Below are 24,708 nucleotides of genomic sequence, written 5' to 3'. Positions count from 1 at the left end.
CTCTACACTGGCCGTCACTTCGGAACGCGACGGAAGACTCGATGACGGCACAGCCTGCGACGAACATTCTGGAAACGATTGAAGGCCAGCGCCTGGCCAGGGACGACGCCGAGCGCTGGCGTGACTGGGGCCCCTACCTGAGCGAGCGGCAATGGGGCACGGTGCGCGAAGACTACAGCGCCGACGGCGACGCCTGGCGCTACTTCCCCCACGAACATGCCCGCAGCCGCGCCTACCGCTGGGGCGAAGACGGCCTCGCGGGTTTCAGCGACAAGGCCCAGCGCTGGTGCCTGGGCCTGGCGCTGTGGAACGAGCACGACGCAATCATCAAGGAGCGCCTGTTCGGCCTGAACAACGCCGAGGGCAACCACGGCGAAGACGTCAAGGAGCTGTACTTTTTCGTCGATGGCGTGCCGAGCCATGCCTACATGCGCATGCTCTACAAATACCCCCACGCGGCCTTTCCCTATGAAGACCTGATCACCGAGAACGCCCGCCGTGGCCTGGGGGATGCCGAATACGAAATCCTCGACACCGGGGTATTCGAAGACAACCGCTACTGCGACGTCACCGTCGAATACGCCAAGCACCAGCCTGACGATGTGTTCATGCGCATCACCGTGCACAACCGTTCCGACCAGCCCACGCGCTTGCAGGTGTTGCCGCACCTGTGGGCGCGCAACGACTGGAGCTGGAGTGCGGATGCGCCCAAGCCCGAGTTGCGCCTGGAGGGCGAGCAGGTGGTGGCACGGCACCACGAGTTGTTTGACCGCCACCTGAGTGCCTGGGGCCAGGACGGTGTGGAATGGCTGTTCTGCGAGAACGAAACCAACTTCCCTAAGCTCGATGGGCAACCCGCGCCGGGGCCATTCAAGGACGGGATCAACGACTACGTGACCACGGGAGCGCAAACCGCGATTCGCCGGGACTCCGGCACCAAGGTCGCCGCGCGTTTCATCCTGGAACTGGCGGGCCTGGAAAGCAAAGCCCTGTACCTGCGCTTCGCCCCGGCGGATGCGCCCTGGATCAATGCACGCAAGCTGTTCGAACAGCGCCGCCAGGAGACCGACGAGTTCTACGCGGCGCTGCAACAGGGCATCACCGATGAAGACGCGCGCAACGTGCAGCGCCAGGCCCTGGCCGGGTTGCTGTGGTCCAAGCAGTTGTATTACTTCGACGTGAACCAGTGGCTCGACGGCGACCCGGCCCAGCCCGCACCGCCGCCCGAGCGCCTGCATATCCGCAATACCCATTGGCGGCACCTGTCGAATTTCGACATCCTCTCGATGCCCGACACCTGGGAATACCCGTGGTACGCCTCGTGGGACCAGGGTTTCCAGGCGGTGGCCTTTGCCCTGATCGATCCGGGTTACGCCAAGCAGCAGCTGTTGCTGTTGGTGAAGGATCGCTTCATGCACCCCAACGGCCAGTTGCCGGCCTACGAGTGGCGTTTCGACGATGCCAACCCGCCGGTGCACGCCTGGGCCAGCTGGCGGGTGTACCAGCAGGACAAGGCGCTGAAGGGCGTGGGCGACATGGATTTCCTCGAGCGGATTTTCCACAAGCTGCTGCTGAATTTTTCCTGGTGGGTCAACCGCAAGGACGCCGAGGGCCGCAACCTGTTCCAGGGTGGTTTCCTCGGGCTGGACAATATTGCGCTGTTCGACCGCTCGGCTGATTTGCCGCCGGGTTATCAGCTGGACCAGGCGGACGGCACGGCGTGGGTGGCCGCGTATGCGTTGGACCTGATGCGCATCGGCCTGGAGTTGGCCAAGCGCAACGTCGTGTACGTGGACATCGCGGTGAAGTTTTTCGAGCACTTCCTGTACATCGCCGGCGCGATCAACCGCGTGGACAACGGTGAGGAAGGCCTGTGGGATGAACAGGACCAGTTTTTCTACGACGTGCTGCACCGTCCCGGCGGTGAAAGTGAACCGGTGCGGCTGCGTTCCATCGTCGGGCTGATGCCGCTGTTTGCGGTGCTGGTGCTGGAGCAGCGCGAGCATGAAGGCCTGGAAGGGCTGCGTGAGCGTCTGCTGGGTTTTATGAAACACCGACCGGACCTGGCCAAGTTGGTATCGCGCTGGAATGAGCCGGGGCAGGGTAATCGCCTGTTGCTGGCGCTGTTGCGGGGCGAGCGCACCAAGGACTTGCTGCGGCGCATGCTGGATGAGTCCGAGTTTCTTTCCACGTTTGGGGTGCGCTCGCTATCCAAAGCCTTTGCCGAGGAACCGCTGGCGCTGAAGATGAATGGCAACACCCTGTGTGCCCGCTATGAACCGGCGGAGTCGGATTCGCGGTTGTACGGCGGCAACTCCAATTGGCGTGGGCCGTTGTGGATGCCGGTCAATTACATGCTGATTGAGTCGCTGCGGGAATTTCATCGCTACTACGCCGACAATTTCTCGGTGGAGTACCCGGCGGGGAGTGGGTACCTGGCGTCGCTGGAGGAGGTGGCAGACGGTCTGAGTCAACGGCTGACGCGCTTGTTTCTGCGAGATGAAAACGGTTCAAGGCCGTCGATGGTGGGGTATGCGCAGTTGGAGGCGGACCCGGCGAGTCGCGATCTGGTGTTGTTCCATGAGTACTTTCATGGCGAGACCGGGCGTGGGTTGGGGGCGTCGCACCAGACGGGGTGGAGTGCGTTGGTGGCGTTGTTGTTGCAGCCAAAAACCTGAAAACAACACGATCAAAATGTGGGGTTTATGTGGGAGCTGGCTTGCCTGCGATGCAGACGCCTCGGTGAATCAGTTGCACCGAGGTGATGCTATCGCGGGCAAGCCCGGCTCCCACACAAACTCACTTGGTCTGGCCAGGGTTACCCTGATCAGGCCGGGAACAGCTCGCTCAATTTCATGGCCAGCATCATGTCGCCTTCAGTGCGCAGTTTTCCGCCCATGAACGCTTGCATGCCGTCGGTTTCGCCGCTGACGATGCCTTTCATGGTTTCGGCGTCCATCACCAGGGTGACCTGGGCGTCCGGGTTTTCACCTTCCAGCAGTTCGCAGGTGTTGTTTTTCACAACCAGCGAGAAGTTCTGGGTGTCGTCGATACGGAAACCGAACACCAGGTCCAGGCCGTCGGCAGCGGCTGGGTTGAATTTGGCTTTCATTGCTTCTACGGCTTTAGCTACGTCAGTCATGGTTTCGATCCTTTTATGGTGAGTCCAGTGACCTTGGGGTCACGGTTGGCCGCAATTCATCGGAAGGTGATGAGCTGCGGCGCCTTCAACAGTTGCAAGTGGGTATGACTGTTGAAGGAAGCCAGTGCCACCTCGCGACCACGGAATTTCAGGTGGTTGAGCGAGGTGTTAACAATTTGCCAGTTCAGTTCGAAGGCCTGTGCGGCAGGCATTCGGGTAATCAGGTGGAGCAGCGCGGTGATGGTGCCGCCGGAGGTGAACACGGCGATCTTGTCACTGCTGTCGGCGGCTTCGAGCAGGCGTTGCAGGCCACCCTGCACCCGTTCGACAAACCCCAGCCAGCTTTCCAGGCCCGGCGGGTCGTAGGTGCCGGCCAACCAGCGTTCGACAATCAGGGAAAAGATGCGCTGGAACTCGCCGCGGTTTTGCGCGGCGTTGCGCAGGATGTGCAGGGCTTCGGGTTCGCTGTGCAGCAAGTCCGGGAGCAGGGCGCGAATGATTGCCTCGGCATCGAATTCGTTGAACGCGCTGTCGATTTCCAGCGGCGGTACCGGCAGGCCAAGGGCGCTGTACTGTTCGAAGGCGGCAGTGGCCGTGTGCTGCTGGCGACGCAGGTCACCGGACACGCAACGGTCAAAGCTCAGGCCCAGTTCCGCCAGGTGGCTGCCGAGCACTTGCGCCTGTTGCACACCGATGGGCGACAGCACGTCGTAGTCGTCTGCACCGAAGGAGGCCTGGCCATGTCGAATCAGGTAGATGCTGCCCACGTCCGTTTTCCCGGTACGTTGAAAGTCTGGCGAGGTTATGAGGATGCCGGGAAGCTGTCAATGAAAAAACATACGCTTGTTTTAAAAGCTCGTTAGAGGGCAGCCCCGGTACCGCGGCTGCACCGCTTGCGTGCCGCTGTCAGCGGCCTTTTTGATCAACCCCGCTGGTCAGTAATTGGCGTTGGTCGTACCCGCCGGTACGCAGCAGGCCGGTATTGAATTGCTCGTCGGCCAGGCTTTGCGGGTCACGTTCTTTGGTGAACTCCTGGTTCAGCGCCAGGCCCAGCAGCAACGGTGAGGCTGAGGCGTTGATGCCCAGGTCGGTGCGCTGGTCGCGGCCACTCAAGTCCTTGCCGGCGATTGATGCGCCACCCAGGTCCACGGTGCCACCGCTGGAGCCTATCCGCGCGCCCAGCAGGTCGACGCCGCCCGCCACCTGCAAATCCACACCGTCACGGCCCCGGATCCCGGAAGCCTCGGCCACGGTGTCGTTGCGCGTGCGGCTGAAGTCCGCCAGCAGGGTCGGGGTGACATCGCGGTTTTTCGGGTTCTGGAACAGCAGGTCCTTGAAGCGGTCCCGGGAGGCGTCCGGGCTGCCAGTACTTCTGGCCAGCAACTTGTCCTTGAGCGCCTGGGTCTTGTCGGCGGCTTTTTCGTAGAGCTTTTTGCCGGTGTTTTTCACGGTGCCACCCAACGGGCCGGCGGCAACGCTTGCCTTATCAATCCCGCCGGACGGGTTTTTCTCGGTGGTCAGTTGCGCATCCAGGTTCAGTGTCAATGCCTGCACCTGATCTTGCCGGCTCTCGACCACCAGGTCAGCGCCGATCCGGCCGCTGACCTCGCCGGCCGTGACGGTGGCGCCCAGCAGTCGGGTATCGCCCCGGCTGTCGAGCTGCACCCGGTCAGCCACCAGGCGCGTGTTGTCGTGGGTCTGGCTGTCGAGCTGGTCGATGCCGCCTTTCGCCCGGACGAACAGGCCCGAGCCGTTGTCGGACGACTCTGAGCTGCGGGTGAGGCTGGCGCCCAGCCCGGCGGTCAGGGATTTGTTGTCGCGCTGCTCATTGGAGACGGCGGACTCCAGGATCAGCTCGCCGCCGATGGCAGCCAGCTCGAACGCCTCAGCCTTGCCTTGCACCCCTTGCAGGCGCACATTCCGGCCCTCGATTTGCACCGTGCCGCGACTGTCGAGGCTGCCACCCCGTTGCAGGGTGCCGCGCTCATCAATGCTGCCCACGCCGCCCTGGAGGCCGAACCCGCCGCTCGTTCCGCTGGCGGTGTCGCTTTGGGTGGCCTTGACGCTCGCCCGCGCACCGCCGCCGAGGTTGCCACCGGCGGCCGAATAGGTGTCGATACCGGCCAGCAACTCCACATTACCGCCGGCCTTGAGCCGCACATCGCCGCTGTTGCGTTCAGCGCTGCCGATTTGCGCGCCATGCAATGTAAGGTCCTGCCCCGCGATAATCTCGGTCAGGCCTTCGGCTAACAGGCTGGCGCCACGGCCCTGGGTGTCTTCCACCACCAGCCACGCTTTGTCGAGCTGGCCGCCTGCGTTGGCTTTTTTCAGGGTGTCGGGGCTGGTGCCGGCCTCCACCCAGCCAAACCCGCCCAGGGTTGTTTCATCGCTGGTTTGCAAGTCGCGGGCCTCGGTAAAGCTCAGGGACCCCGGCGTGCGGATTTTCAGGTCACCCTGGCCTGCATCAAGCCGGGTGCCCTCATACCGGCCATCCGTACCCAACTGCACCTGGATCCCGTATTTGCCCTCCAGGCTGCCGGGTACCGCGGTGCCGGTGGCCTGGCGCAAGTCGAAACTGCCGCCCGAGCCGAGGACCCGCGTGTTGATGTCGCTGCCGGTGGTGGTATAGACCCGCAAGGCGGTGTCGACATCGGTGCCCTTGTCCCGGCTGAACGTGGTGTTTTCAGCGGCTGCAAACGCATGGCTTCCGGCGGTGATCGACAGCGTGCCGTCGGTGGCCACATAGCGCGTGCCGGTGTCGGTCAGCGCGCCGTCGACCTGAACGTTGACCGAGGCGCCTTCGAACTCACTGACCACCGCCGTGGTGGAACCCGACTCGGCGCGGCTGTCCAGCACGTTGACGGCCAGGTCGATACCGGCGTTGGGTGGGTCCAGCGCATCCAGCACCGAAGGTTGGTAGACCTTGGTCTGGTCGATCCCGTCGACGACTTTCTTGATCGGCCGGGTCACGTCCTTGTATTCGATGTTGGCGCCGACACTGACACTCCAGTGGTCGACCTCCCGGGTCTCGACAACGCTGTCGTACACCGCACGATTTTCCAGGGTGCCCGCGCTGACATTCAACTCGCCGCCCGCCTTGACCTTGGCGGCCTCGGTGATGAGTTGGCCCTGGCCCTCACCGGCGATCACATTGATATTTCCCGCAGCGCTCAACTGGCTTGATTGAACCGTGGAGGTGTCCGTGGTCGTCACGTCCTTGTCCTTGTCGACCTGCCAGCCGCCGCCTGCGCGGTCCATGCCGCCGGTGTAGAACTGGCCAAGGCTGAGGCTGTTTTCCTCGACGACCCGCAGGCTTTTATCCGCTTCGCTGAGCAGTTCTATGGAGGGGGCCGAGAGGTTCAAATCGCCGTCGGTGGCCGTTACGTCGGAGCCCTTGACCCGCAGATTATTGCCGGCGTTGATGTCCACGCTGGCGCCGGTGAGTTGACTGCCCTCGTGGGTGAGGGTGTCCTCGGTAATGATGGTTTGTTTCTGGTTGTAGTTGATCCCGGCCTGGTATTGCTCCGACCCCTTGATCCCGGGCCCGGCTTCTTTGGTTTCACCGGCGGAGGCGGAGAACCCGTGCTGGTCGGTCTCAGTGAGGGTTTGGGCGGTGTTTTTGCCTGCCAGCAGGTTGATGTCGGCCTCGGCTTGCAGTTCGAGCCGGCCTTGTGCCGACACGTCGGAGCCCACCACGTTCAAGTCGCTGGCGCTTTGCAGGCGCAGATTGCTGTGCGACTGCACCTGGCTGCGGACCTGAGTGGCGGTGTTCTTGCGCTCGCGGGTCTTGTCCTTGAGCAGGCCAAACAGTTTGCTGTCGGTGACGGACTTGTCCGACGTCACGCGGTTTTGCGCGCCGTCGATGCTCAGGGCGCCGCTTGTGCTGACCAGCAACGCATCTTTCTCTCCCACGACCTGGCTGCCACTGATGGCGACGTTTTCCGAGCGCAGCCGCAAGGTGCCGTTGGCCTCCACCAGGCTGCCGACCACCAGGTCTTCGTTGCGTTCGTCCTTCAGGTTCTCGCCGAAAAAACTGCCGGAGAGCAAGTCGCCTTCGTAGTCTTTTTGCCAGCTCTCCTGGACGACCCGGGTGGTGCCGATGTCCACCTTGCCCCCGGCGTCGATCGTCAGGTCGCCCTGGCTCACGACCTCGCTGCCGAGTACTTGCAGGTCCTGCTGGCTGCTCAACTGCATCGCGCCGCCGCTGGTGAGGCTGCTGCTGCGGACGGTTTCTATTTTTTCGGTTTTATCGTAGTCGCCGCGCCAGAGGTTTTTGCGGTGGTTGAGGGTTTCGCGGGTTTCCTTCGAGTCATTCAGGGCACTCAGGCGCAGGTCCTTGCCGGCCTCGGCCTGAAGGGTTCCGCCGGCGCTGGCGGTGGAGGCCTTGAACTCGATATTTTTGCCGGCCTTGAGGCTTACGTCGGCAGTGGCCGTGAGGTTGCTGCCGTGCTGCCGGGTGCGAGTGTCGGTGGTTTTTTTGTCGTAGGTCTCGGTGGTAATGAACAGGAATTTACTCTCCCAGTTTTCCCGCTGCTCGGTTTTACGCGAACTGGTCAGGGCGTCGAGCCGCAGGTCACCCCCGGCGCTGGCGTCGATGGTGCGTGCGCTGACGTCGGTGGCGGTGAGCACCAGGTCGTCCTTGGCCTGCAACTGCACATCGCCGGTGTCGCTGTTCAACAGGGTGCGGTTGGCGTTTAGGGAGTCTGGCCGGGTGCTGCCGGTTATTTCCAGGTTGCCGGCCGAGGCCACCGTAAGGTCTGCCATGGCCAGCAGCGGCGCGGCAACCTTGACCCCGGCGCCGTCGACGGTGCTGATGATATTGATCCGCCCGGCCTGCATCGCGCCGAACAGCTGCGCGTCGACGGGTGGCCTGGCCGGCTGGCGTACCTGTTCGATCCTTCGATCTTCATACGCCACCTGGTTGAAACCCATGATGACATTCAGGTCGCTCCGTGCATCGATGCTGCCGTTGACGTCGATACGCGGTGCAATCAGGTCTATGGCGCCTGCCATGTTGCTCAGTCCGCGGTCACCTACAATCAGCTCGTTGGGCGCGTCAAAGGTTGTGAGGCGCGCAAGGCGCCCGTCCTCGAACTCCGGGCTGCCCACCACGAAGGCGGCTCGCGGCGTATTGATAAAGCTGGCGCCATTGACGTTGATGCCGTTGGGGTTGGCCAGCACATAGTCGGCCGCCCGGCCGAAGATCTCCTGGGGGCCGTTGATGCGGGAGGCGTTGCGACTGATCACTTCGTTGAGAATCAGGCTGGCGTCACGGCCATTGAACTGCGGGTTGGCACCCAGTTGCCCGGCCAATTGCGACTGGCCTGCCGCCGTTGAATTGTTCAGCACCAGCCCCTGGCGCTCGACGTCGTAGTTCAGGAACTGATTGTGGGAAAGCCCCGTGGCGTTGGGGGCAACAATATTGATCACCGGCACCCCTTGTTGGGTGGAGACTGTGGCGCCGCCGGGAGCCGGGACCGGGCTCTGCGGGGTGGACGCGGCCATGGTCACCGTCACTGTTGCCCCGCTGGCGGCCATGGCGGGTTGTATGTAGTGGACAAATACCAGGCCGCAGACCATCCAGCGCAAGGTCTGGCAGGGTTTGAGGGCGGCCGGTGGCGCGTGCGCAATTGTTTTCATTACGAAACCTTTTTGATTGTTGTTATGGGGTTGTGTGCACTGTCCTGATGCTCCTTGCGAGCATGGGTGAAGCCTCTTCGGGTATTCCTCCAGAACACCCGCCTTGCGAACTCAGATTTGCAGGCTCAACTCCAGCCGCCAGAAGCCCGGCTCGTGGCTCGAAGGGGGCGGGCCGTAGAGCCTGCGCTGGTAATCCAGGTCCAGTTGCCAGTCGCGGGTGCTCAAGCCGACGCCGATATTGGCCCCGGCCAGCCGCTGGCTTTCGGCACCCGTCACTTGCTTGCTCCAACCCACGTCCAGCCCCACACGCGGGCTGAGGGTCCATTGCGTGCCGAGGCGGCGGGGCAGGCTGAGGGTGTTGCGCCACACTGCGCCATTGGCCGCCTGTACCAGGTCCTGACGAAAGCCGCGTACCGCGTAGTCATCAGTCAGCAGCATCTGTTCCAGGCTGGGCAGTGGGTCGGGGCTGTATTGCAGCGCCAGTTGGCTGTTCCAGCTCCATTGGCCATCGCGGCCCTGGCGCCAGTAGCTCACGTCGGCGCGGTACTTGCGAAACTGCGCGCGGGGCAGCGCGGGTGACAGCCGTTCCTCGTCGCGGTCGGCTCCCAGCCAGTCCAGGCCCTGGGCGTAGCTGAGAGTGGTATTCCACAGGCCGTCGGTGATTTTCAGCAGGCTCAGGCTGGCTTCAGCGACCGTCAGGCTCGGGCTTTGGATGGCCAGGTATTGATCGGCAAAGTAGCTCTGCGAACGCTTTGAACTCAGGCGCAGCATGCCGTTGAGCAGCGTGCCCTGGTCGCGCCAGAGCAGGCGGTTGAGGCTGAGGCTGTATTGGCGGGTCTGGCCGTTGGCGCGGACGGTCTGGCTCGGCAGCTCGACCGGGTAGCGGTATTGGGAGTGGCTGGCGCTCAGGGCCAGGGTCCAGAAGCCGTAGGGAATGTTGTAGTACAGGCTTTGGCTGCGGCTGTAGGCGAACGTCTGGTCCAGGGTGGTGCTGGTGCTCAGGGCGACAAAATCGTTCAACCCCGAGGGGCTGTCGTAGGTCAGGGTCAGCGCGCCGTTGTTGCGTCCGATGTATTCGGTGCCACGGTTGTTGTAGCTCACCACGGCGCCGATCGGCGCGGCGCTGGTGCGTGGGCGAATCAGCAGCCGTGAGCCGCCGGGCAAGCTGCCGGGGGCCACGTCGGCGGTGAGGTCCAGGGAGCGCAGGCGGTTGAGTTGGTCGAGGCCCTGTTCCAGCTCCCGCAGTTGCAGCGGTTTGCCGAGCATCCCGGGGAACGCGCCGCGCAGCGAGATGGGCAGGTCGGGGGCCGCAAGCTCGATGCTTTCGACAAAACCTTCCTCGATGATGATGTCCAGACTCTGGCCGTCCTGTGGCCGTTGCGCCAGGTAAGGCCGGCTGGCGATGAAGCCGGCGTCGGCATACAGCGCGGTCAGGGCCCCCAGCAATTGGTTGATGCGGGTGACGCTCATGCAGTCGCTCATCAGCGGCTGAAGGCGTGCATTGACCTGCGCCAGGCTGATCAAGGTGTTGCCTTGCAGCCTGAGCCCCCGGACCTGCCAGCAGGGCTCGACGGGGAGCGGTGGCGGTGGCCCCGGCGCAGCCTGGGGTGGCAAGGGGCCGGAGCGCTCCAGCAGGCGCAAGCGCTGCTCCAGTTCCAGCTGTTCCCGGGTTCGCCGCTCAAGCTCCTGGGCACGAGGGTCGGCAGCCAGGGTGGGCGCGGGGGCAATCAGTACGATCGCCAGGGCCGTGAGCATCCACGACGCACGGATCTGGCACGGAATGTTGCAATGCCTGCTATACATGAGCGTTGCTTCTACAGGGTCTGATAAACGCGGAGTTTAAGGCGGTTTTCCCCTGTAAATGCTGGACGTGGCGTCTGAAAATGTTGTGGGAATCGAACTACGCAAGTAGGAAAAATTGGTTATTTTTGTAGGAATTTGTTGCGTTCACAGTGTTAGACATCACGACGACAATCCCCGTAGACTGCGCCTTTCAAGCCTCACAGGTGTCTTATGGAGTTTCTTGCCGAGTACGCAAGTTTTCTAGCTAAAACCGTCACCCTGGTGGTCGCCATTCTGGTGGTCCTCGCCAGTTTTGCCGCCCTGCGCAGCAAGGGGCGTCGCAAGTCCGCCGGCCAGTTGCAGGTCAGCAAACTCAATGACTTCTACAAGGGCCTGCGTGAGCGCCTGGAGCAGACCTTGCTCGACAAGGACCAGCTCAAGGCCCTGCGCAAGTCTGAAAGCAAGGCTGAAAAGAAGAACAGCAAGAAGAAACCCGAGGCCAGGCCACGGGTGTTCGTGCTGGATTTCGACGGCGATATCAAAGCCTCGGCCACCGAAAGCCTGCGTCATGAAATCACCGCACTGTTGAGCCTGGCCACGCCCAAGGACGAAGTGGTGCTGCGCCTCGAAAGCGGCGGCGGCATGGTCCACAGCTACGGCCTGGCGTCGTCGCAACTGGCCCGTATCCGCGAGGCGGGCGTACCGTTGACCGTGTGCATCGACAAGGTCGCGGCCAGCGGCGGCTACATGATGGCGTGCATCGGCGAGAAGATCATCAGCGCGCCGTTTGCCATCCTGGGCTCGATTGGCGTGGTGGCGCAGTTGCCCAACGTCAACCGCTTGCTGAAGAAGCACGACATCGACTTCGAAGTGCTGACCGCGGGTGAATACAAGCGCACCCTGACCGTGTTTGGCGAAAACACCGAGAAGGGCCGGGAGAAGTTCCAGGAAGACCTGGACATCACCCATCAGCTGTTCAAGAACTTCGTGTCGCGCTACCGCCCGCAGCTGGCCATTGATGAAGTGGCTACCGGTGAAGTCTGGCTGGGCGTTGCCGCGTTGGACAAGCAACTGGTGGACGCGCTGCAAACCAGCGACGAATACCTGGCAACCAAGGCCAAGACTGCCGAGGTATTCCACCTGCATTATGCCGAGCGTAAAAGCCTGCAGGAGCGAGTGGGCCTGGCAGCCAGCGGTTCGGTAGATCGCGTGCTGCTGACCTGGTGGAGTCGCCTGAACCAGCAGCGGTTCTGGTAACAGGTCAGCTGCCTGGCGAAGATCAAAATGTGGGAGCGGGCTTGCTCCCACATGGGTTTGTGGTGGTCAACTCACCGAGTTGGTAGTGAAGCCTGCGGCACCGCCGGTATGGAATGGCGCATCAGCGATCCCACCACCAGCGCCCCCAGCAACCCCAACAACCCCGCCACCCACAACACCACGCTGAACCCGCCGACAAATGCCTGCCGCGCCAGTGGCTGCACCATCCCCCGTGCCGACTCAGGCAGTAGCGCCATCGCCGCCGGCATATCGCCCGCCACCACCCGTGAAGCAATCCCCGACACCTGTTCCTGCCACTGTGCGCCCAGGCGGGTGTGCAGCAGCTGTTCGCTGTGGCTGCTCAACAAGGCCCCGTACACCCCGATCGCCAACATGATCGCGCTGAAGCGCATGGTCGTACTCATGCCCGATGCCATCCCGGCGCGGTCTCGTGGCACGCAGGCCATGATGTTTTTCTGGGTGTCACCATTGAGCAATCCGGCGCCGGCCCCCGTCACCGCTATGGCCAGGGCGAACGGCAGGTAGCCGCCGACATTCACCGCCCAGGCACTGAGCAGGTTGCCGCAACCCACCAGCGTGAGCCCTGTCGCCATCATCGTTGCCGGTGCAAAGCGACCGGCCAGGCGTGCGCCAATCCTGGGGCAAACCAGCATGGTCAAGGCAAACGGCAGCATGCCGAGCCCAGACGCAATCGCGGAGAACCCCAGGCCGTTTTGCAGGTAGAACGGCAGCAGCGTCATCATCACCTGGGCGCAGCCGGCGTAGGCGAACATCCCCAGCAGTGCCCCGATAAAGCGTGGGTGCTTAAACAGTTGCAGGTCTACCATCGGCCGCTGTTGCAGGCGTTCGGCGAGCACAAACAAGCCCAGCAAAGCGATGCCGCCCAGCAACCGGGCGTAGGTCAGCGGGTTGTCCCAGCCGATGCGGTTGGCCTCGATCAGACCCCAGATCAGGCACAGCAAGCTCGCGCTGAAAGCCAGGCTGCCCCAAGGGTCCAGCCGCGCCGATTGGCTATCCCGCGAATGCGGGATGGCATGCACCGACAGCGCCATCAACCCCAGGCCGATGGGCAAATTGAGATAGAAAATCCAGCGCCAGCCCAGGTACTCGGTGATCAAGCCGCCCAGGGTCGGCGCGGCGGTCATCGCCACACCCATGCACGCGCCCCAGAACGCCCAGGCCTTGGCACGCTCCGCTTCGTCATGAAAGGTGTGGCCGATGGAGGCCAGCGCAGAGGTCAGCAGCAAGGCCGCCCCGACGCCTTTGATGGCTCGGGCGATGTCCAGGAACAACGCATTCGGTGCTGCGCCGCAGCCGAGGGAGGCGAGGATGAAAATGCTCAGGCCCCAGATCAGGCTTTTCTTGCGCCCGAAGCGGTCGGCAATGCTCCCGGCCGGCAGCAACAGCGCGGCGAAGGCCAGCATATAAGCGCTGACCACCCACTCGATATCGGCAAAATTCGCCCCCAGGTCCCGGGCGATGCTTGGCAGGGTGACGGCGACGATATTGGTGTCGAGCACAATCAGCGAGCAGACCCCGGAGGCAGTCAGCAGCGTGAGGCGCGGGCTGACGTTGCTCATGGTTGCACCGCGCTCACCGCCGCCAGGGCGATCTCGTCGTCGTGGGCCGGGGTGTCGGCGCTGATGCCGATGGCGCCCACGACCTGGCCTTCAAGAATGATGGGCTGGGCGCCTTTCATCATCAGCAGGCCGGCGGTGATGGCTGCCTGGCGCCCACCGTTGATGGCGTTTTCCAGGTCTGCGGAGGGCCGCTTGAAAAGTGCTGACGTACGCGCCTTGCCTTGGGCCAATTCGATGCCCGCCACCACAGGGGCCCCGTCCATGCGCAGGGTCAGGATCGGCCAGCCACCGTCATCGACGATTGCCAGGGCGCAGGGCCAGCCTTTGTCGGCGGCCAATTTTCGAGCGTGTGCAGCGACCTGCTGGGCAGTTGCCAGGCTAAGTATTGCCTTGTGGGCAATGCCCGGTGACGGCTCTGCCGCGAACGCCGCTGGCAGGGCGCAAAGACCGGCAGCGGCCAGGATCAATGATTTGACGAACATGGGAAAGCCTCTCTACTGTAAGCGTACCGCGAGCTTATCCCCGGTCAGTCGCGCCGTTGTTAGGCGCCATACAGCACTTCATTACCTTTGAGCTAATCCTGTGATGGAAATACGGCATTTCCGCTACTTCCTGGCCGTTGCCCGGCAACGCAATTTCACCCGTGCCGCCGAGCAACTGGGCATTGCACCGCCGACCCTGAGCCGACAGATCCAGGACATGGAGACCACCCTGGGCACCCGCCTGTTTATCCGCAGCCAGCGCGAAGTCAGCCTGACCGAGGCGGGTGCGGCGTTGCTGATCGAGGCCGAGGCTACCGTGCGCCAGTTCGAGTTTGCCCAGCGCAATGCCCAGCGTGCCGGGCGTGGCGAGATCGGTCATATCGAATTGGGGTATGTGGCGTCGGCGGTGTATTCGGGGCTTCTGCAGCGCCAGGTGCAGTCGTTCTGCGCGGATTGCCCGGACGTGAGCCTCAATGTGCGCGAGAGCCCCATGGCGGCGTTGCCGGGACTGGTGGCCGAGGGGCGCTACGACATTGGCTATATTCGCTCGCCGATGACCTTGCCTGACGGCGTCGATGCGGTGCGGTTGAGCAGTGAGGGGTTTGTGCTGGCGTTGCCTCAGGATTCGTGGCTGCTGGGGTTGAAGGCGATCAGCTGTGAGCACCTGCAGAACGAGACCTTCATCTTGCCCGAGCAGATCAGCGGCACGTTGCACGTGGCGGCGCAGGGCGGCTATGCACCCCGGTTAGGGCCGCAGCCGGGCGGTTTGGTGGCGGTGATTGCCTTGGTGTCGCTGGGGCAGGGCGTGGCGGTGGTGCCGGAGTCAGTGGTGGGGCATGTGGGATTGCCGAACGTGGTGTATCGCAGGATTGAAGGCAGCGAGGCGTCGTCGTGGCTGTCGCTGATCCACCGGCGTTTTGAAAAGGCGCCGGCGGTTGCGCGGTACATCGAGCAGGTGAAGCAGAGTGCAGCAGTTTTTGGTGATAAACGTTAAACCGCGCCGCGGCCATCGCAGGCAAGCCAGCTCCCACAGTTGACAGCGTACGCCCAGGCACACTCGATCAACTGTGGGAGCTGGCTTGCCTGCGATGAGGCCCGGCCAGGCGCTACACCAACCGCGGTTGAACCGAATCCGCCAGCCTTGTCAGTATCAAACAGCACGATACCGCTCCGGCATCCAGCACGCCGAGCGAACGCTCACCCAGCCGACTCGCCCGGCCAATCTTCGCGACCAGATCCCTGGTGGAATCCCGTCCCTGTGACGCCGCACTTTTCATCGCCTCCAGCGCTTCACTGAACGACGCGCCCGACGCGTGGGCCTGTTCAAACGCCTCCACCGCCGGAATCAATGTGTCCATCAAACACTTGTCACCCACGCCGGCTTCGGTGATGTCCTGCAACGACGTCAGTCCGCCCCGCAGCAAGTGCGCAAAGGTCGCCGCGTCAATCTCTTCGCTGGCCCGTACCTCATCCGCCATGCCGATAAACAGGCTGCCATACAGCGGGCCCATGGAGCCGCCGATGCCTTCCATCAGGCTCAGCGTCAACTCATCCAGCGCTTCGGCCAGGGTCAACTGGCGGCCTTCAATGGTGCGTCCGCAATGGGCAAACCCCTTGGCCATGTTGATGCCGTGGTCGCCATCGCCAATGGCGCCGTCAACTTCGCTCAGGTACTCGCGGTTGGCAACGATCACGCTCACCAGGTCGGCGACGATGGCGCTGCCGTCGTGGGTGGAGAAATGCTGGCTCATGGTTTATTCCGCCTGGGTCATGCCGATGGAACGGCAGGGTTGGTCGATCAGGGTTTTCAGCTCGGCGTCCAGGCCCAGCAAGGTCAGGGTCACGCCCATCATTTCCAGGGAGGTGAAGTAGTTGCCCACGTAGCAGCGGTGAATCTTCAAGCCCTTGGCCTTGAGCTGACGTTCAACCTCGGCGTAGAAAATGTAAAGCTCCATCACCGGCGTGGCGCCCAGGCCCGAGACCAGCACCACCACGCTATCGTCCTGGCTGAAGTCGCGGTCGGCGAGGATCGGCGCGAGCATGCGCGCCGCCATGGCTTCGGCGGACTCGATGGGGATCACTTCGATGCCCGGCTCGCCGTGGTGGCCGATGCCCAACTCCATCTGCCCGTCGGGAATCTGGAAGTTCGGCTTGCCCACCGCGGCGATGGTGCAGGGCGTAAGGCCGATGCCGATGGAGCGGCAGTTGTCGACCGCCTTCTGGGCGACACGAATCACCCCGTCCAGGTCGTAATGCTGCGCGGCAGCTGCGCCGCCGACCTTCCACATGAAGATCTCACCGGCCACCCCGCGACGCTTGGCGATGTCGGCCTTGGGGGCCGAGGCCACGTCGTCGTTGGCGACCACCGTGCGGATGCGCATGTCCTTGCTGGCAGCCATCTTCATCGCCAGCTTCACGTTCATGTTGTCGCCGGCGTAGTTGCCGTACAGGCACGCCACGCCGGCACCGTGGTCGGCAGCCCGGAAGGCGTCGAAGAAACTTTTGGCGGTGGGCGAGGAGAAAATCTCGCCGACGGCCACGGCGTCTACCAGGCCCGGGCCGACATAGCCGAGGAACGCCGGTTCATGCCCGGAGCCGCCGCCGGTCACGATGCCCACACGGCCTTGCGGTGACGGCCTGGCCTTGCCGATCACCCGTGGATTGGCTTCGTACTGGCGCAGCTCGGGGTGCGCGACCAGAATGCCCCGCAGCATGTCCTCGACCACCTGATCCGGATCGTTTATCACTCGATTCATAACGCGGTTTCCTGTGTTCTTGTTCTGGGTGTTGGGGCGGGGGGCTTTTGTGGGAGCTGGCTTGCCTGCGATGCAAGCGCCTCGGTCTTTCAGTGACACCGGGTCGATGCTATCGCAGGCAAGCCAGCTCCCACAAAGAGCCCGGCGCCCGCAGGGTTTTGTGTTATTGAGCCAATCAGGGTTCCAGGACGACTTTAAGCGACTTGTCTCCGCGTTCCATCACCGCAAACGCTTCCTTGAAGTCTGCCAGGGCAAATTTGTGGGTCACCACGTCGCGCATGTCGATCTTGCGGTTGCCGATAAAGTCGATGGCCCGTGGGTACATGTACGGGCCCAGGTGCGAGCCCAGCACGTCCAGTTCCTTGCGGTCGCCGATGATCGACCAGTCCACCGTGGCCTCGTCGTTGAACACGCTGAACTCAACAAAACGCCCCAGCTTGCGCAGCATCGCCAGGCCCTGGTTCACCGCCTTGTGATGCCCGGTGGCTTCGATGTAAATGTCGCAACCATAGCCATCGGTGATCTCGCGAATCTTCGCCATCACGTCGACCTCGGCGGGGTTCCACACCTCATCCGCGCCCATGCGCAGGGCGAGGGCGGCGCGTTCGGGTTTCATGTCGAGCACGATGAGTTTCTTCGGGTTGCGCATGCGCACCGCACCGATGATCCCCAGCCCCAGGGTACCGGCACCGGCTACCACCACGATGTCGTCGAAATCCACGTTCGCCCGCTCCGCTGCGTGCAGCGAGCAGGCCAGGGGTTCGATCAGGATCGCCTCATCCGGGGCAATCGAGTCCGGCACTTTGTGGATGATGCCTTCCTTGGTGAAGATCATGTACTGGGCCATGGCGCCCTGGACGTTGTTCTGGAAGCCATACAGGTCGTGCTTCTGGCACATCCAGTACTGCCCGTGGTTGCAGAAACGGCAGCCCCAGCAGGGTACGATCTGTTCGGAAATCACCCGGTCGCCGACCTTCACCCCACGCTTTTCCGCGCCCGGGCCGAGGGCAACCACGCGGCACACGAATTCATGCCCGGGAATCATCGGCGGCTTGACGTAGCGCGGCTGCTCGGCATCGCCCCAGAACGACGGCGCGCCGCGATAGGTCTTGATGTCGCCCATGCAGATGCCACACAGCTCGACCTTGGTCAGGATCTCGTCGGGGCCGGGTGTGGGCACGTCGACGGTCTCCAGGCGGTAATCTTCGGGGCCATGGCAGACCACGGCCTGCATGGTTTTCGGAATGACGGGGGCCAGTTGCTCAGGGGTGCGTTCGGTGACAGTGGACATGACGATAAACCTCACGACAAAAGATGAATTACTGAATGCTGTAGCCGCCGTCGATCACCACGTTTTCCCCGGTGATCATCTGTGCGGCGTCGCTGAGCAGGTACAACGCGAGCCCGGCGATTTCTTCCGGCTGGGCAAAGCGGCCCGCCGGGATCTGCAATTTCGCCCGTTCCCCCAGCTCGCCCGCCCAGGCCTTTTTGCCCAGGGCGGTTTCGACGATGGTCGGGGAGATGGCGTTGACGTTGATGTGGGGCGCCCATTCCATGGCGAGCACCTTGGTCATGCCGACCACGGCGGCCTTGCTGGCGCAGTACGCGACGTGACGGTCGAGGCCGATCACCGCCGCTTGAGAGGCGAGGTTGACGATGCGCCCGCTGCCCTGGGCAAGCATGTGCCTGGCGCAGGCCTGGGCCACGAAGAAGCTGGCCTTGAGGTTGATGTCGAGGGTGGTGTCCCAGGCGTTTTCGCTGACGTCCAGGGCCTTGTCCAGCAGGGCGACGCCGGCGCTGTTGACCAGGTAATCCAGGCGTTTGAAGTGATCGAATACGTAGTCGACGGTGCTCTGCACCTGGTCGAGCTGGCGCAGGTCCACGGCGATGCCGATGTTCCCGGCGCCGAGGCTGGCGGCGACTTCGACCACGGCCGGGTCGCGGTCCAGCAGGGCCACCCGCGCGCCGCGTTCCACCAACAGGCTGGCACAAGCCAGACCGATCCCGGCGGCCCCGCCGGTGATCACGGCGCAGCGGCCGGTGAGGTCGAAGGCTTGATTCCAGAATCCAGACATGAACATGACTCCATTTTGACAAAGAAAACCACTGTAGGAGCCGGCTTGCCGGCGATGGCGGCCTTGAGGCAGGTGTTGATCTTGAGATCGCCATCGCCGGCAAGCCGGGCTCCTACAGGGAGCGCGCGGTCACTTGCTGCCGCTGACCTGCTGATACAGCGCATCCGCATTCGCATTGGTTACCGGTACCCACGGCAGGATGTAGTTCTTGGCAGTCCCGTCACCCCATTTCACGTCCTTGCCATAGCGTTCCCAGATCACCGACTGCGGCTTGTAATCCTTGCCGGCCAATGCCCGCAGCGCCACATCCAGTGCGCCCTGGGACTGTGCCTGGGCGTCTTGCAGGAAGGTGGTCACTTCATCTTTCTTCGCGGCCTGGATCGCATCCGGCATGCCGTCGATGGAGGTCACCGGCACGTCCTTGGAGGTGAGCCCGTGGGACTTCAGTGCCTGCACTGCGCCGAGGGCCATGTCGTCGTTCTGCGCGATCACGCCGTTGATGCCTTTGGGGTGGGCGTTCAGCCAGTCTTCCGTCAGGGCCAGGGCCTGGGCGCGGTCCCAGTTGGCGGTTTTCTTCTCGATGATCTTGATGTCCGGGTGTTTGCCCAGTACTTCCATCTCGCCTTTTTCACGGTCGATCTGGGCTGACTGGCCAATCGGGCCCTGGATGATCACCACGTTGCCTTTACCGTTGAGCTTGTCGACCATGGCCTGGGCCTGGAGGCGGCCGCCTTCCACGTCGTCGTTGCCCACATACGGCACGTTGGCGTCGGCCACCTTGGTGTTGGAGGCGATCACTACCACGTCGTTGCTCATGGCGGCCTTTACGGTGCCGACGCCGGCCTTGGTGTCGATCGGCACAAACAGGATCGCGTCGTAGTGCTGGGTCACCATGTTTTCAATCTGGTTGTTCTGGGTCAGCGCGTCGTAGTTGCCGTCGAATACGGTCAACTGCACGGTGCCGTCTTTGACCGCCGGGTGTTCTTTCAGCTCGCGCACCCAGTTCTGCATGAACTGGCCCTTGAGCCCGTACACCGCGGCGCCGATCTTGTAGGTCTTGCCATCGGCAGCCAGGGCAATGCTGCTGGCGAGCAGGGAGAGTGCCGCGACGGCGGCCAGGGAAATACCAACTTTCATGATGAGAACTCCGCTTATTGTTGTAGGTCGTTCAGTTCGGTTTTCGAGGAAAAGCGACTAGCGTTTTTTCTTGCGCCACACATCAATCAGTACTGCGAACACGATGATCAGGCCCTTGGCGACCTGCTGGTAATAGGAGGACACGCCGAGCAGGTTCAGGCCGTTGTTGATCACGCCGATCAGCAGCGCGCCAAACAGCGTGCCGACAATCGTGCCGGTGCCGCCGGACAGGCTGGTGCCGCCGATCACCACCGCGGCAATCGCGTCCAGCTCATACGAAGTGCCGGCCTGGGGCAGGGCGGAAGTGGTGCGTGCCGAGAGCACCACACCGGCCAATCCGGCGAGCAACCCCGACACCACGTACACCGAAAACATCACCTTGCGCACGCCGATCCCGGAGGTGCGTGCACTCTTCTCGTTGCCGCCCACCGCGTACACATAACGGCCGTAAGTGGTGTAGCGCAGCACCATCCAGAAGATCAGCGCGACCACGGCGAAGATCACAATCGGCACGCCAATCGGCCCGATCTTGCCGATGCCCAACGCCAGGTAGGCGTCGGGCAAATCGGTGATCGGGCTGCCGTCGTTGAGGATGAAGGTCATGCCCCGGGCAATGCTCAACATGCCGAGGGTCGCCACGAACGGCGGGATCGACAGGTTGGCGACCATAAAGCCATTCACCACCCCGAGCATCGCCCCGGCGAACATCCCGGCGCTGACTGCCGCCAGCACGCCGTAGCCCTGGGTCGCGACCATGGCGCTGCACAGGCCGGCAAACGCCAGGATCGAGCCCACCGACAAGTCGATGCCCTTGGTCAGGATCACGTAGGTCATGCCCACGGCGAGGATCCCGTTGATCGAGGTCTGGCGCAGGATGTCCATCCAGTTGCGCCAGGTCATGAAGTATTCGCTGGCGAAGGCCATCACCAGGCACAGCAGGATAAACACCAGCGGCAGGCCGAAGCGGTCGAGGGAAAGACGAAGGCGGCTGCGCGGTGCAGTGGTGATGGGGGCGGCTGCTGGTGTAGAAAGTGATTTGGCATTCATGAGGCAAGACTCAACAAGGCTTCCTGGGAAAGGGCGGTATCGCTGCTGATGGTGACCAGCCTTCCGCCTTTGAACACGGCAATACGGTCACTCAGGTGGAGCAGTTCAGGGGCTTCGGACGACACCACAATCGCGGCGCCACCGGCGCGCACGAACTGGTCCAGCAGGTGATAGATCTCCTGCTTGGCGCCTTCATCGATGCCCCGGGTCGGCTCATCGCACAGCAGGCAGATCGGCTGGGTCGACAGGCATTTGGCGAGCACCACTTTCTGCTGGTTGCCGCCGCTCATGGACTCCACCGGCAGGTCCAGGGAGGTGGTCTTGATCTGCAGGCGCTTGACCATGTCCTGGGCCAGCTGGTTTTCCTTGCGCGCATTGATCAGCGACCAACTCGACAGCTGCTTGTACGCTGACAGCGCGATGTTCGAGAGGATGCTGCCGCTGAGCACCAGGCCGCTGTCCTTGCGGTCTTCGGTGACCAGCGACATGCCGGCCTGGATCGTCGCCTTGGGCAGGCCGATGGGCATCGGTTTGCCTTGCAGGGTCACGCTGCCGGAGTCTGGCGTGGTGAGGCCGTAGATGCAGTTGAGGAACTCACTGCGGCCCGAACCCATCAAGCCATAGATACCGAGGATCTCGCCCTGGCGCAGCTGCAGGCTGATGTCCTGGAACTCGCCGGCACGGCTCAGGCTGTCGACGTCCAGGCAGCATTCGGCGGCGCATTCGCGGCCGACTTTGTGATCGATGCGGGTCAGTTCCTGGCCGACGATGCCGCGCACCAGGTGGGCGCGGTCGATATCGGCCATGCGCCCGGTTTCAACAAAGGCGCCGTCGCGAAAGATGCTGTAGTCGTCGGCGATTTGCGCCAGTTCACTGAGGCGGTGCGACACATAGACGATGCCGGCACCACGGGCAGTGAGGCGGCGGATTGCCTTGAACAGGGTTTCGGCCTCGCGCTCGCCGATGGCCGAGGTGGGTTCGTCCATGATCATTACCTGGCAGTCGTGGCTGAACGCCTTGGCGATCTCCACCAACTGGATCTGCGCCACGCTCAGGCGATGCATGGGGCTGGTGGCGTCGACGTCGAATTCCAGGCTTTCCAGCAATTGGCGAGTGCGCCGGTTCAATTCCTTGCTGTCGACGATGCACCCGGCGCGGCGTGGTTCGCGGCCCAGCCAGATGTTTTCGGCGACGGTCATGTAGGGAATGGGTTCCAGCTCCTGGGTGATCATCGCGATCCCCGCCGCCAGTGCTTCGCTGGGGCGGTTGAACTGAACGGGTGAGCCATTGAGCAGGATGGTTCCGGCGTCACGCTGGGTGATGCCCATCAGGATGCTCAGGAAAGTCGATTTGCCTGCGCCATTGCCGCCGCACAGAGCGTGGACGCTGCCGGCCCGCAGAGAGAGGCGCCCCTCACGCAGGGCAGGGATCCCGGCGTAAGCCTTGGCGACGTGTTCAGCCTGGAGCAGTAATGGCGTGGCCATCGGCGTGTCCTCGTGCTGTGAATTCTTATTAGGTCGCACAGTCATGTTTCGCTGTGAGCATATGTGTATCAAATGAAATTCTGATCAGTCAATCTCTTTCACTGAAAAGTTGTAAATGGGTGGATTTGCGCAAAGTGTGCCGGTTTAGAGGGCTTTGACTGTGGGGTCAGCTAAATCCTGCTTGACAGGGCGCCTGGAATATCCGAGAAATGACTGAGCGAAATTTCATTGAGTGATCATATGATCATTCTCCAGCACCCAAAACGGCAGCGGAGCCAAACGCCATGAACACACCTTTCCCGGTGGCTATCGGATGCGATGAAGCGGGTTATGAGCTCAAAGAACTGTTGAAGCGCCACATCGAGGCGCTGGGTTACCCGGTGACCGACTTCGGCACCCACTCCACGGCGCCGGTGCTGTACCCGGACATTGCCCTGGCGGTGGCCACCGCGATCAATGCCGGCCAGCAACGGCTGGGCGTGCTGGTGTGCGGCACCGGTATCGGCATGGCCATCTCGGCCAACAAAGTCCTGGGGATTCGTGCGGCCCAGGCCCACGACACCTACTCGGCGGAGCGGGCGCGCAAGAGCAACGATGCGCAGATCCTGTCCATTGGTGCACGGGTGATTGGCGCGGAGCTGGCCAAAAGCATCGTCAAGTCGTTCCTGGAGTCGGAGTTCGAAGCCGCGCGTTCCGGGGCCAAGGTCGACCGCATCAACGCGATCGAGCGTGACGGGCATCAGTAGTGGACGGAACGGGGCAAGAGTCGGGAGAATGCGCCTTTGACACCGAAACGGAAGCCCGTGCCCATGAGTGACAGTACCCAGCGCATCGCCAGCGACATCGACCTGATGACCGAAGTGGCGATGCTCTATTACCTTGAGAACGTCACTCAGGAAGCCATCGCCAAGCGCTTCGACCTTTCCCGGGCAAAAGTCAGCCGCCTGCTCAAACGCGCACGGGATGAAGGGATTGTCGAGGTGCGGGTGCTGCAGCACCCGGCGATGAACAACGAACTGGAACAGGCGTTGGTGGAGCGCTTCCAGCTGGACCGGGCCTTGATCGCGGTCGACCACAGCGACCCCGACACCCAGCGCTCGGCGGTTGCCAGCCTGGTGGCCAACTACCTGAATAAAACCCTCAGCGACGGGATGATCGTCGCGGTCGGCATGGGGCGTAATGTGGGCGCGGTGGCGGATAACGTGTTTTTGCCGGTGACCCGCAACTGCACGTTTGTGTGCGCCATTGGTGGTTCGCTCAAGGCCGGCGAATACATGAACCCTGATCACATCTGCCGGCGCCTGGCCCTGCGGTTTGGTGGCGAGAGTGAAAGCCTGTATGCGCCGGCGCTGGTGGCTAATCCGGAGCTGCGCGGGGTGTTGATCAGCAATGACACCGTGCGTTCCACCCTTGACCGTGCCCGTCGTGCCGACATGGCGTTGATCGGTATTGGCGACATGAGTGAAAACAGCAACATGGTGCGCATGGGCTGGTTCTCACCCCAGGAAATCGCCCAGGCGCGGTTGTCCGGCACGGTGGGGGACATGATGGGGTATGACTTTATCGACATTCACGGGCAGCCGGCGGTCAACGCCATCCAGGGACGGGTGATCGGGTTGACGGTTCAGGAGCTGTTCCGGATTCCGGATGTGGTGGCGATTGCGAGTGAAAACACCAAGGCAGCGGCGACGCTGGGGGCATTGCGGTCGGGGGTGATCAATACCCTGGCGACCACGGTGACCAATGCTCATACCATTTTGGCGTTGGATGATGCGACGCGTAAAAGCTGACATACACGGTAGGTCAGCTTTTTGTGTTGGGTTGGGGGCATATCCGTTATTTAGGTAACGGCTTCTATGGGTTCCGCTCTTACAGCGGGTCACTTTTGAAAGGAGCCCAAAAGTAACCAAAAGGCTCTTGCCCCACCACTCGGCACCTCGCCTAGGCTCGGTGTGCCCTCACTCCGGCTTTGGAGCGTGGGCCGCCGCGATGGGCCATCCTTGGCCCAGCGCGGCTAACCCGGCGTCCTGCCGGGTTACCCACGCTCCAAAGCCTGCGTTCGGCCAGCGTGGTTTAACGGGGCGCCTAAGATCAAGATCAAAAGCAGATCAACAGCACAGCGGCCTACAGGCCGGCTTGAGTGGTGTGAAGCAAAGGCAACATCAAGATCAAAATCTACAGCGGGCACGGTCAAATGTGGGACAGCCGAGGCCTTCCCCAGCGCCTCGCGCAAACTTTTCTCGGCGGCGAATTCTTCACCGCTCGGCACCACCAGCAACCACTCATCCGGGCCGAGCCATTGCAG

18 protein-coding genes and 1 pseudogene are annotated in these 24,708 nt (G+C 62.8%); 5 read left to right on the top strand and 14 right to left on the bottom strand.

What is annotated here, in order from left to right; translation table 11 throughout:
• The first annotated feature begins 41 nt into the window (after window positions 1-41).
• Window positions 42-2,678, top strand: a complete 2,637-nt coding sequence (locus tag P3C29_RS16860; RefSeq protein WP_275964953.1) for a glucosidase — start codon at window positions 42-44, stop codon at window positions 2,676-2,678.
• Between the two features lie 149 nt (window positions 2,679-2,827).
• Here the strand turns inward: P3C29_RS16860 and P3C29_RS16855 are convergent, their stop codons facing one another.
• The 4 genes from P3C29_RS16855 to P3C29_RS16840 form a co-directional block, all read right to left on the bottom strand.
• Entirely contained in the window at window positions 2,828-3,142 is a 315-nt protein-coding gene (locus P3C29_RS16855; RefSeq protein WP_010210990.1) for an SCP2 sterol-binding domain-containing protein, read from the bottom strand.
• 56 nt (window positions 3,143-3,198) lie between these two features.
• On the bottom strand, window positions 3,199-3,909 hold the full coding sequence (locus P3C29_RS16850; RefSeq protein WP_169388891.1) for a histidine phosphatase family protein: 711 nt from the start codon (window positions 3,907-3,909) through the stop codon (window positions 3,199-3,201).
• Between the two features lie 139 nt (window positions 3,910-4,048).
• Window positions 4,049-8,782, bottom strand: a complete 4,734-nt coding sequence (locus P3C29_RS16845; protein ID WP_275964952.1) for a hemagglutinin repeat-containing protein — start codon at window positions 8,780-8,782, stop codon at window positions 4,049-4,051.
• A gap of 111 nt (window positions 8,783-8,893) precedes the next feature.
• Window positions 8,894-10,585, bottom strand: a complete 1,692-nt coding sequence (locus tag P3C29_RS16840; RefSeq protein WP_275964951.1) for a ShlB/FhaC/HecB family hemolysin secretion/activation protein — start codon at window positions 10,583-10,585, stop codon at window positions 8,894-8,896.
• Between the two features lie 210 nt (window positions 10,586-10,795).
• Between P3C29_RS16840 and sohB the strand changes: the two genes are divergently transcribed.
• Window positions 10,796-11,821 (top strand): protease SohB, encoded by a 1,026-nt coding sequence (gene sohB, locus P3C29_RS16835; protein WP_275964950.1) that lies wholly within the window; start codon window positions 10,796-10,798, stop codon window positions 11,819-11,821.
• A 71-nt stretch (window positions 11,822-11,892) separates the two neighbouring features.
• On the opposite strand, the gene P3C29_RS16830 is transcribed toward sohB, so the two are convergent.
• The gene (locus P3C29_RS16830) at window positions 11,893-13,422 is read right to left on the bottom strand and encodes an MFS transporter (protein WP_169388888.1); all 1,530 of its coding nucleotides are present in this window, start codon (window positions 13,420-13,422) and stop codon (window positions 11,893-11,895) included.
• Entirely contained in the window at window positions 13,419-13,904 is a 486-nt protein-coding gene (locus P3C29_RS16825; protein WP_275964949.1) for a heme-binding protein, read from the bottom strand. Before P3C29_RS16825 ends, P3C29_RS16830 begins: the two co-directional genes overlap by 4 nt.
• Before the next feature lie 103 nt (window positions 13,905-14,007).
• Between P3C29_RS16825 and P3C29_RS16820 the strand changes: the two genes are divergently transcribed.
• Window positions 14,008-14,898 carry a LysR substrate-binding domain-containing protein gene (locus P3C29_RS16820; RefSeq protein WP_010172034.1) on the top strand — a complete coding sequence of 297 codons (891 nt, stop codon included), beginning with the start codon at window positions 14,008-14,010 and terminating at the stop codon, window positions 14,896-14,898.
• A gap of 112 nt (window positions 14,899-15,010) precedes the next feature.
• On the opposite strand, the gene dhaL is transcribed toward P3C29_RS16820, so the two are convergent.
• The 7 genes from dhaL to P3C29_RS16785 form a co-directional block, all read right to left on the bottom strand.
• Complete coding sequence (gene dhaL, locus P3C29_RS16815; protein WP_169388885.1) at window positions 15,011-15,655, bottom strand: dihydroxyacetone kinase subunit DhaL; 645 nt, start codon at window positions 15,653-15,655, stop codon at window positions 15,011-15,013.
• A gap of 3 nt (window positions 15,656-15,658) precedes the next feature.
• Window positions 15,659-16,660, bottom strand: coding sequence for a dihydroxyacetone kinase subunit DhaK (locus tag P3C29_RS16810; RefSeq protein WP_275964948.1), 1,002 nt, complete (start codon window positions 16,658-16,660; stop codon window positions 15,659-15,661).
• Between the two features lie 175 nt (window positions 16,661-16,835).
• Window positions 16,836-17,951 (bottom strand): alcohol dehydrogenase catalytic domain-containing protein, encoded by a 1,116-nt coding sequence (locus P3C29_RS16805; RefSeq protein ID WP_169388883.1) that lies wholly within the window; start codon window positions 17,949-17,951, stop codon window positions 16,836-16,838.
• Window positions 17,952-17,979: 28 nt separating this feature from the next.
• Window positions 17,980-18,735: an SDR family oxidoreductase gene (locus tag P3C29_RS16800; protein ID WP_201124558.1), complete on the bottom strand. Its 756-nt coding sequence runs from the start codon at window positions 18,733-18,735 to the stop codon at window positions 17,980-17,982.
• Between the two features lie 129 nt (window positions 18,736-18,864).
• Window positions 18,865-19,872 (bottom strand): substrate-binding domain-containing protein, encoded by a 1,008-nt coding sequence (locus P3C29_RS16795; protein ID WP_010172023.1) that lies wholly within the window; start codon window positions 19,870-19,872, stop codon window positions 18,865-18,867.
• Between the two features lie 57 nt (window positions 19,873-19,929).
• Window positions 19,930-20,919 carry an ABC transporter permease gene (locus P3C29_RS16790; RefSeq protein ID WP_010172022.1) on the bottom strand — a complete coding sequence of 330 codons (990 nt, stop codon included), beginning with the start codon at window positions 20,917-20,919 and terminating at the stop codon, window positions 19,930-19,932.
• Window positions 20,916-22,403: a sugar ABC transporter ATP-binding protein gene (locus P3C29_RS16785; protein WP_010172020.1), complete on the bottom strand. Its 1,488-nt coding sequence runs from the start codon at window positions 22,401-22,403 to the stop codon at window positions 20,916-20,918. Before P3C29_RS16785 ends, P3C29_RS16790 begins: the two co-directional genes overlap by 4 nt.
• Window positions 22,404-22,687: 284 nt before the next feature.
• Between P3C29_RS16785 and rpiB the strand changes: the two genes are divergently transcribed.
• Entirely contained in the window at window positions 22,688-23,149 is a 462-nt protein-coding gene (gene rpiB / locus P3C29_RS16780) for a ribose 5-phosphate isomerase B (RefSeq protein ID WP_010172018.1), read from the top strand.
• Between the two features lie 63 nt (window positions 23,150-23,212).
• Window positions 23,213-24,193, top strand: a complete 981-nt coding sequence (locus P3C29_RS16775) for a sugar-binding transcriptional regulator (protein WP_003215718.1) — start codon at window positions 23,213-23,215, stop codon at window positions 24,191-24,193.
• A 422-nt stretch (window positions 24,194-24,615) separates the two neighbouring features.
• On the opposite strand, the pseudogene P3C29_RS16770 reads toward P3C29_RS16775, so the two are convergent.
• Window positions 24,616-24,708 (bottom strand): annotated as a pseudogene (locus tag P3C29_RS16770) (sarcosine oxidase subunit gamma family protein); the annotation flags it as partial.

This window comes from Pseudomonas sp. 1912-s, from assembly GCF_029269205.1.
Taxonomy (GTDB): Bacteria; Pseudomonadota; Gammaproteobacteria; order Pseudomonadales; family Pseudomonadaceae; genus Aquipseudomonas.
The sequence above is the reverse complement of the archived record's forward strand: the minus strand, read 5'-3'. Positions and strand labels throughout refer to the sequence as shown.

Coding starts and splice junctions, on each gene's coding strand:
- P3C29_RS16840 (WP_275964951.1), bottom strand. CDS start 10,585: ATGTATAGCAGGCATTGCAACATTCCGTGCCAGATCCGTGCGTCGTGG.
- P3C29_RS16805 (WP_169388883.1), bottom strand. CDS start 17,951: ATGTCCACTGTCACCGAACGCACCCCTGAGCAACTGGCCCCCGTCATT.
- P3C29_RS16825 (WP_275964949.1), bottom strand. CDS start 13,904: ATGTTCGTCAAATCATTGATCCTGGCCGCTGCCGGTCTTTGCGCCCTG.
- P3C29_RS16830 (WP_169388888.1), bottom strand. CDS start 13,422: ATGAGCAACGTCAGCCCGCGCCTCACGCTGCTGACTGCCTCCGGGGTC.
- P3C29_RS16785 (WP_010172020.1), bottom strand. CDS start 22,403: ATGGCCACGCCATTACTGCTCCAGGCTGAACACGTCGCCAAGGCTTAC.
- P3C29_RS16855 (WP_010210990.1), bottom strand. CDS start 3,142: ATGACTGACGTAGCTAAAGCCGTAGAAGCAATGAAAGCCAAATTCAAC.
- P3C29_RS16795 (WP_010172023.1), bottom strand. CDS start 19,872: ATGAAAGTTGGTATTTCCCTGGCCGCCGTCGCGGCACTCTCCCTGCTC.
- P3C29_RS16775 (WP_003215718.1), top strand. CDS start 23,213: ATGAGTGACAGTACCCAGCGCATCGCCAGCGACATCGACCTGATGACC.
- P3C29_RS16820 (WP_010172034.1), top strand. CDS start 14,008: ATGGAAATACGGCATTTCCGCTACTTCCTGGCCGTTGCCCGGCAACGC.
- dhaL (WP_169388885.1), bottom strand. CDS start 15,655: ATGAGCCAGCATTTCTCCACCCACGACGGCAGCGCCATCGTCGCCGAC.
- P3C29_RS16845 (WP_275964952.1), bottom strand. CDS start 8,782: ATGAAAACAATTGCGCACGCGCCACCGGCCGCCCTCAAACCCTGCCAG.
- sohB (WP_275964950.1), top strand. CDS start 10,796: ATGGAGTTTCTTGCCGAGTACGCAAGTTTTCTAGCTAAAACCGTCACC.
- P3C29_RS16790 (WP_010172022.1), bottom strand. CDS start 20,919: ATGAATGCCAAATCACTTTCTACACCAGCAGCCGCCCCCATCACCACT.
- P3C29_RS16800 (WP_201124558.1), bottom strand. CDS start 18,735: ATGTCTGGATTCTGGAATCAAGCCTTCGACCTCACCGGCCGCTGCGCC.
- P3C29_RS16860 (WP_275964953.1), top strand. CDS start 42: ATGACGGCACAGCCTGCGACGAACATTCTGGAAACGATTGAAGGCCAG.
- P3C29_RS16810 (WP_275964948.1), bottom strand. CDS start 16,660: ATGAATCGAGTGATAAACGATCCGGATCAGGTGGTCGAGGACATGCTG.
- rpiB (WP_010172018.1), top strand. CDS start 22,688: ATGAACACACCTTTCCCGGTGGCTATCGGATGCGATGAAGCGGGTTAT.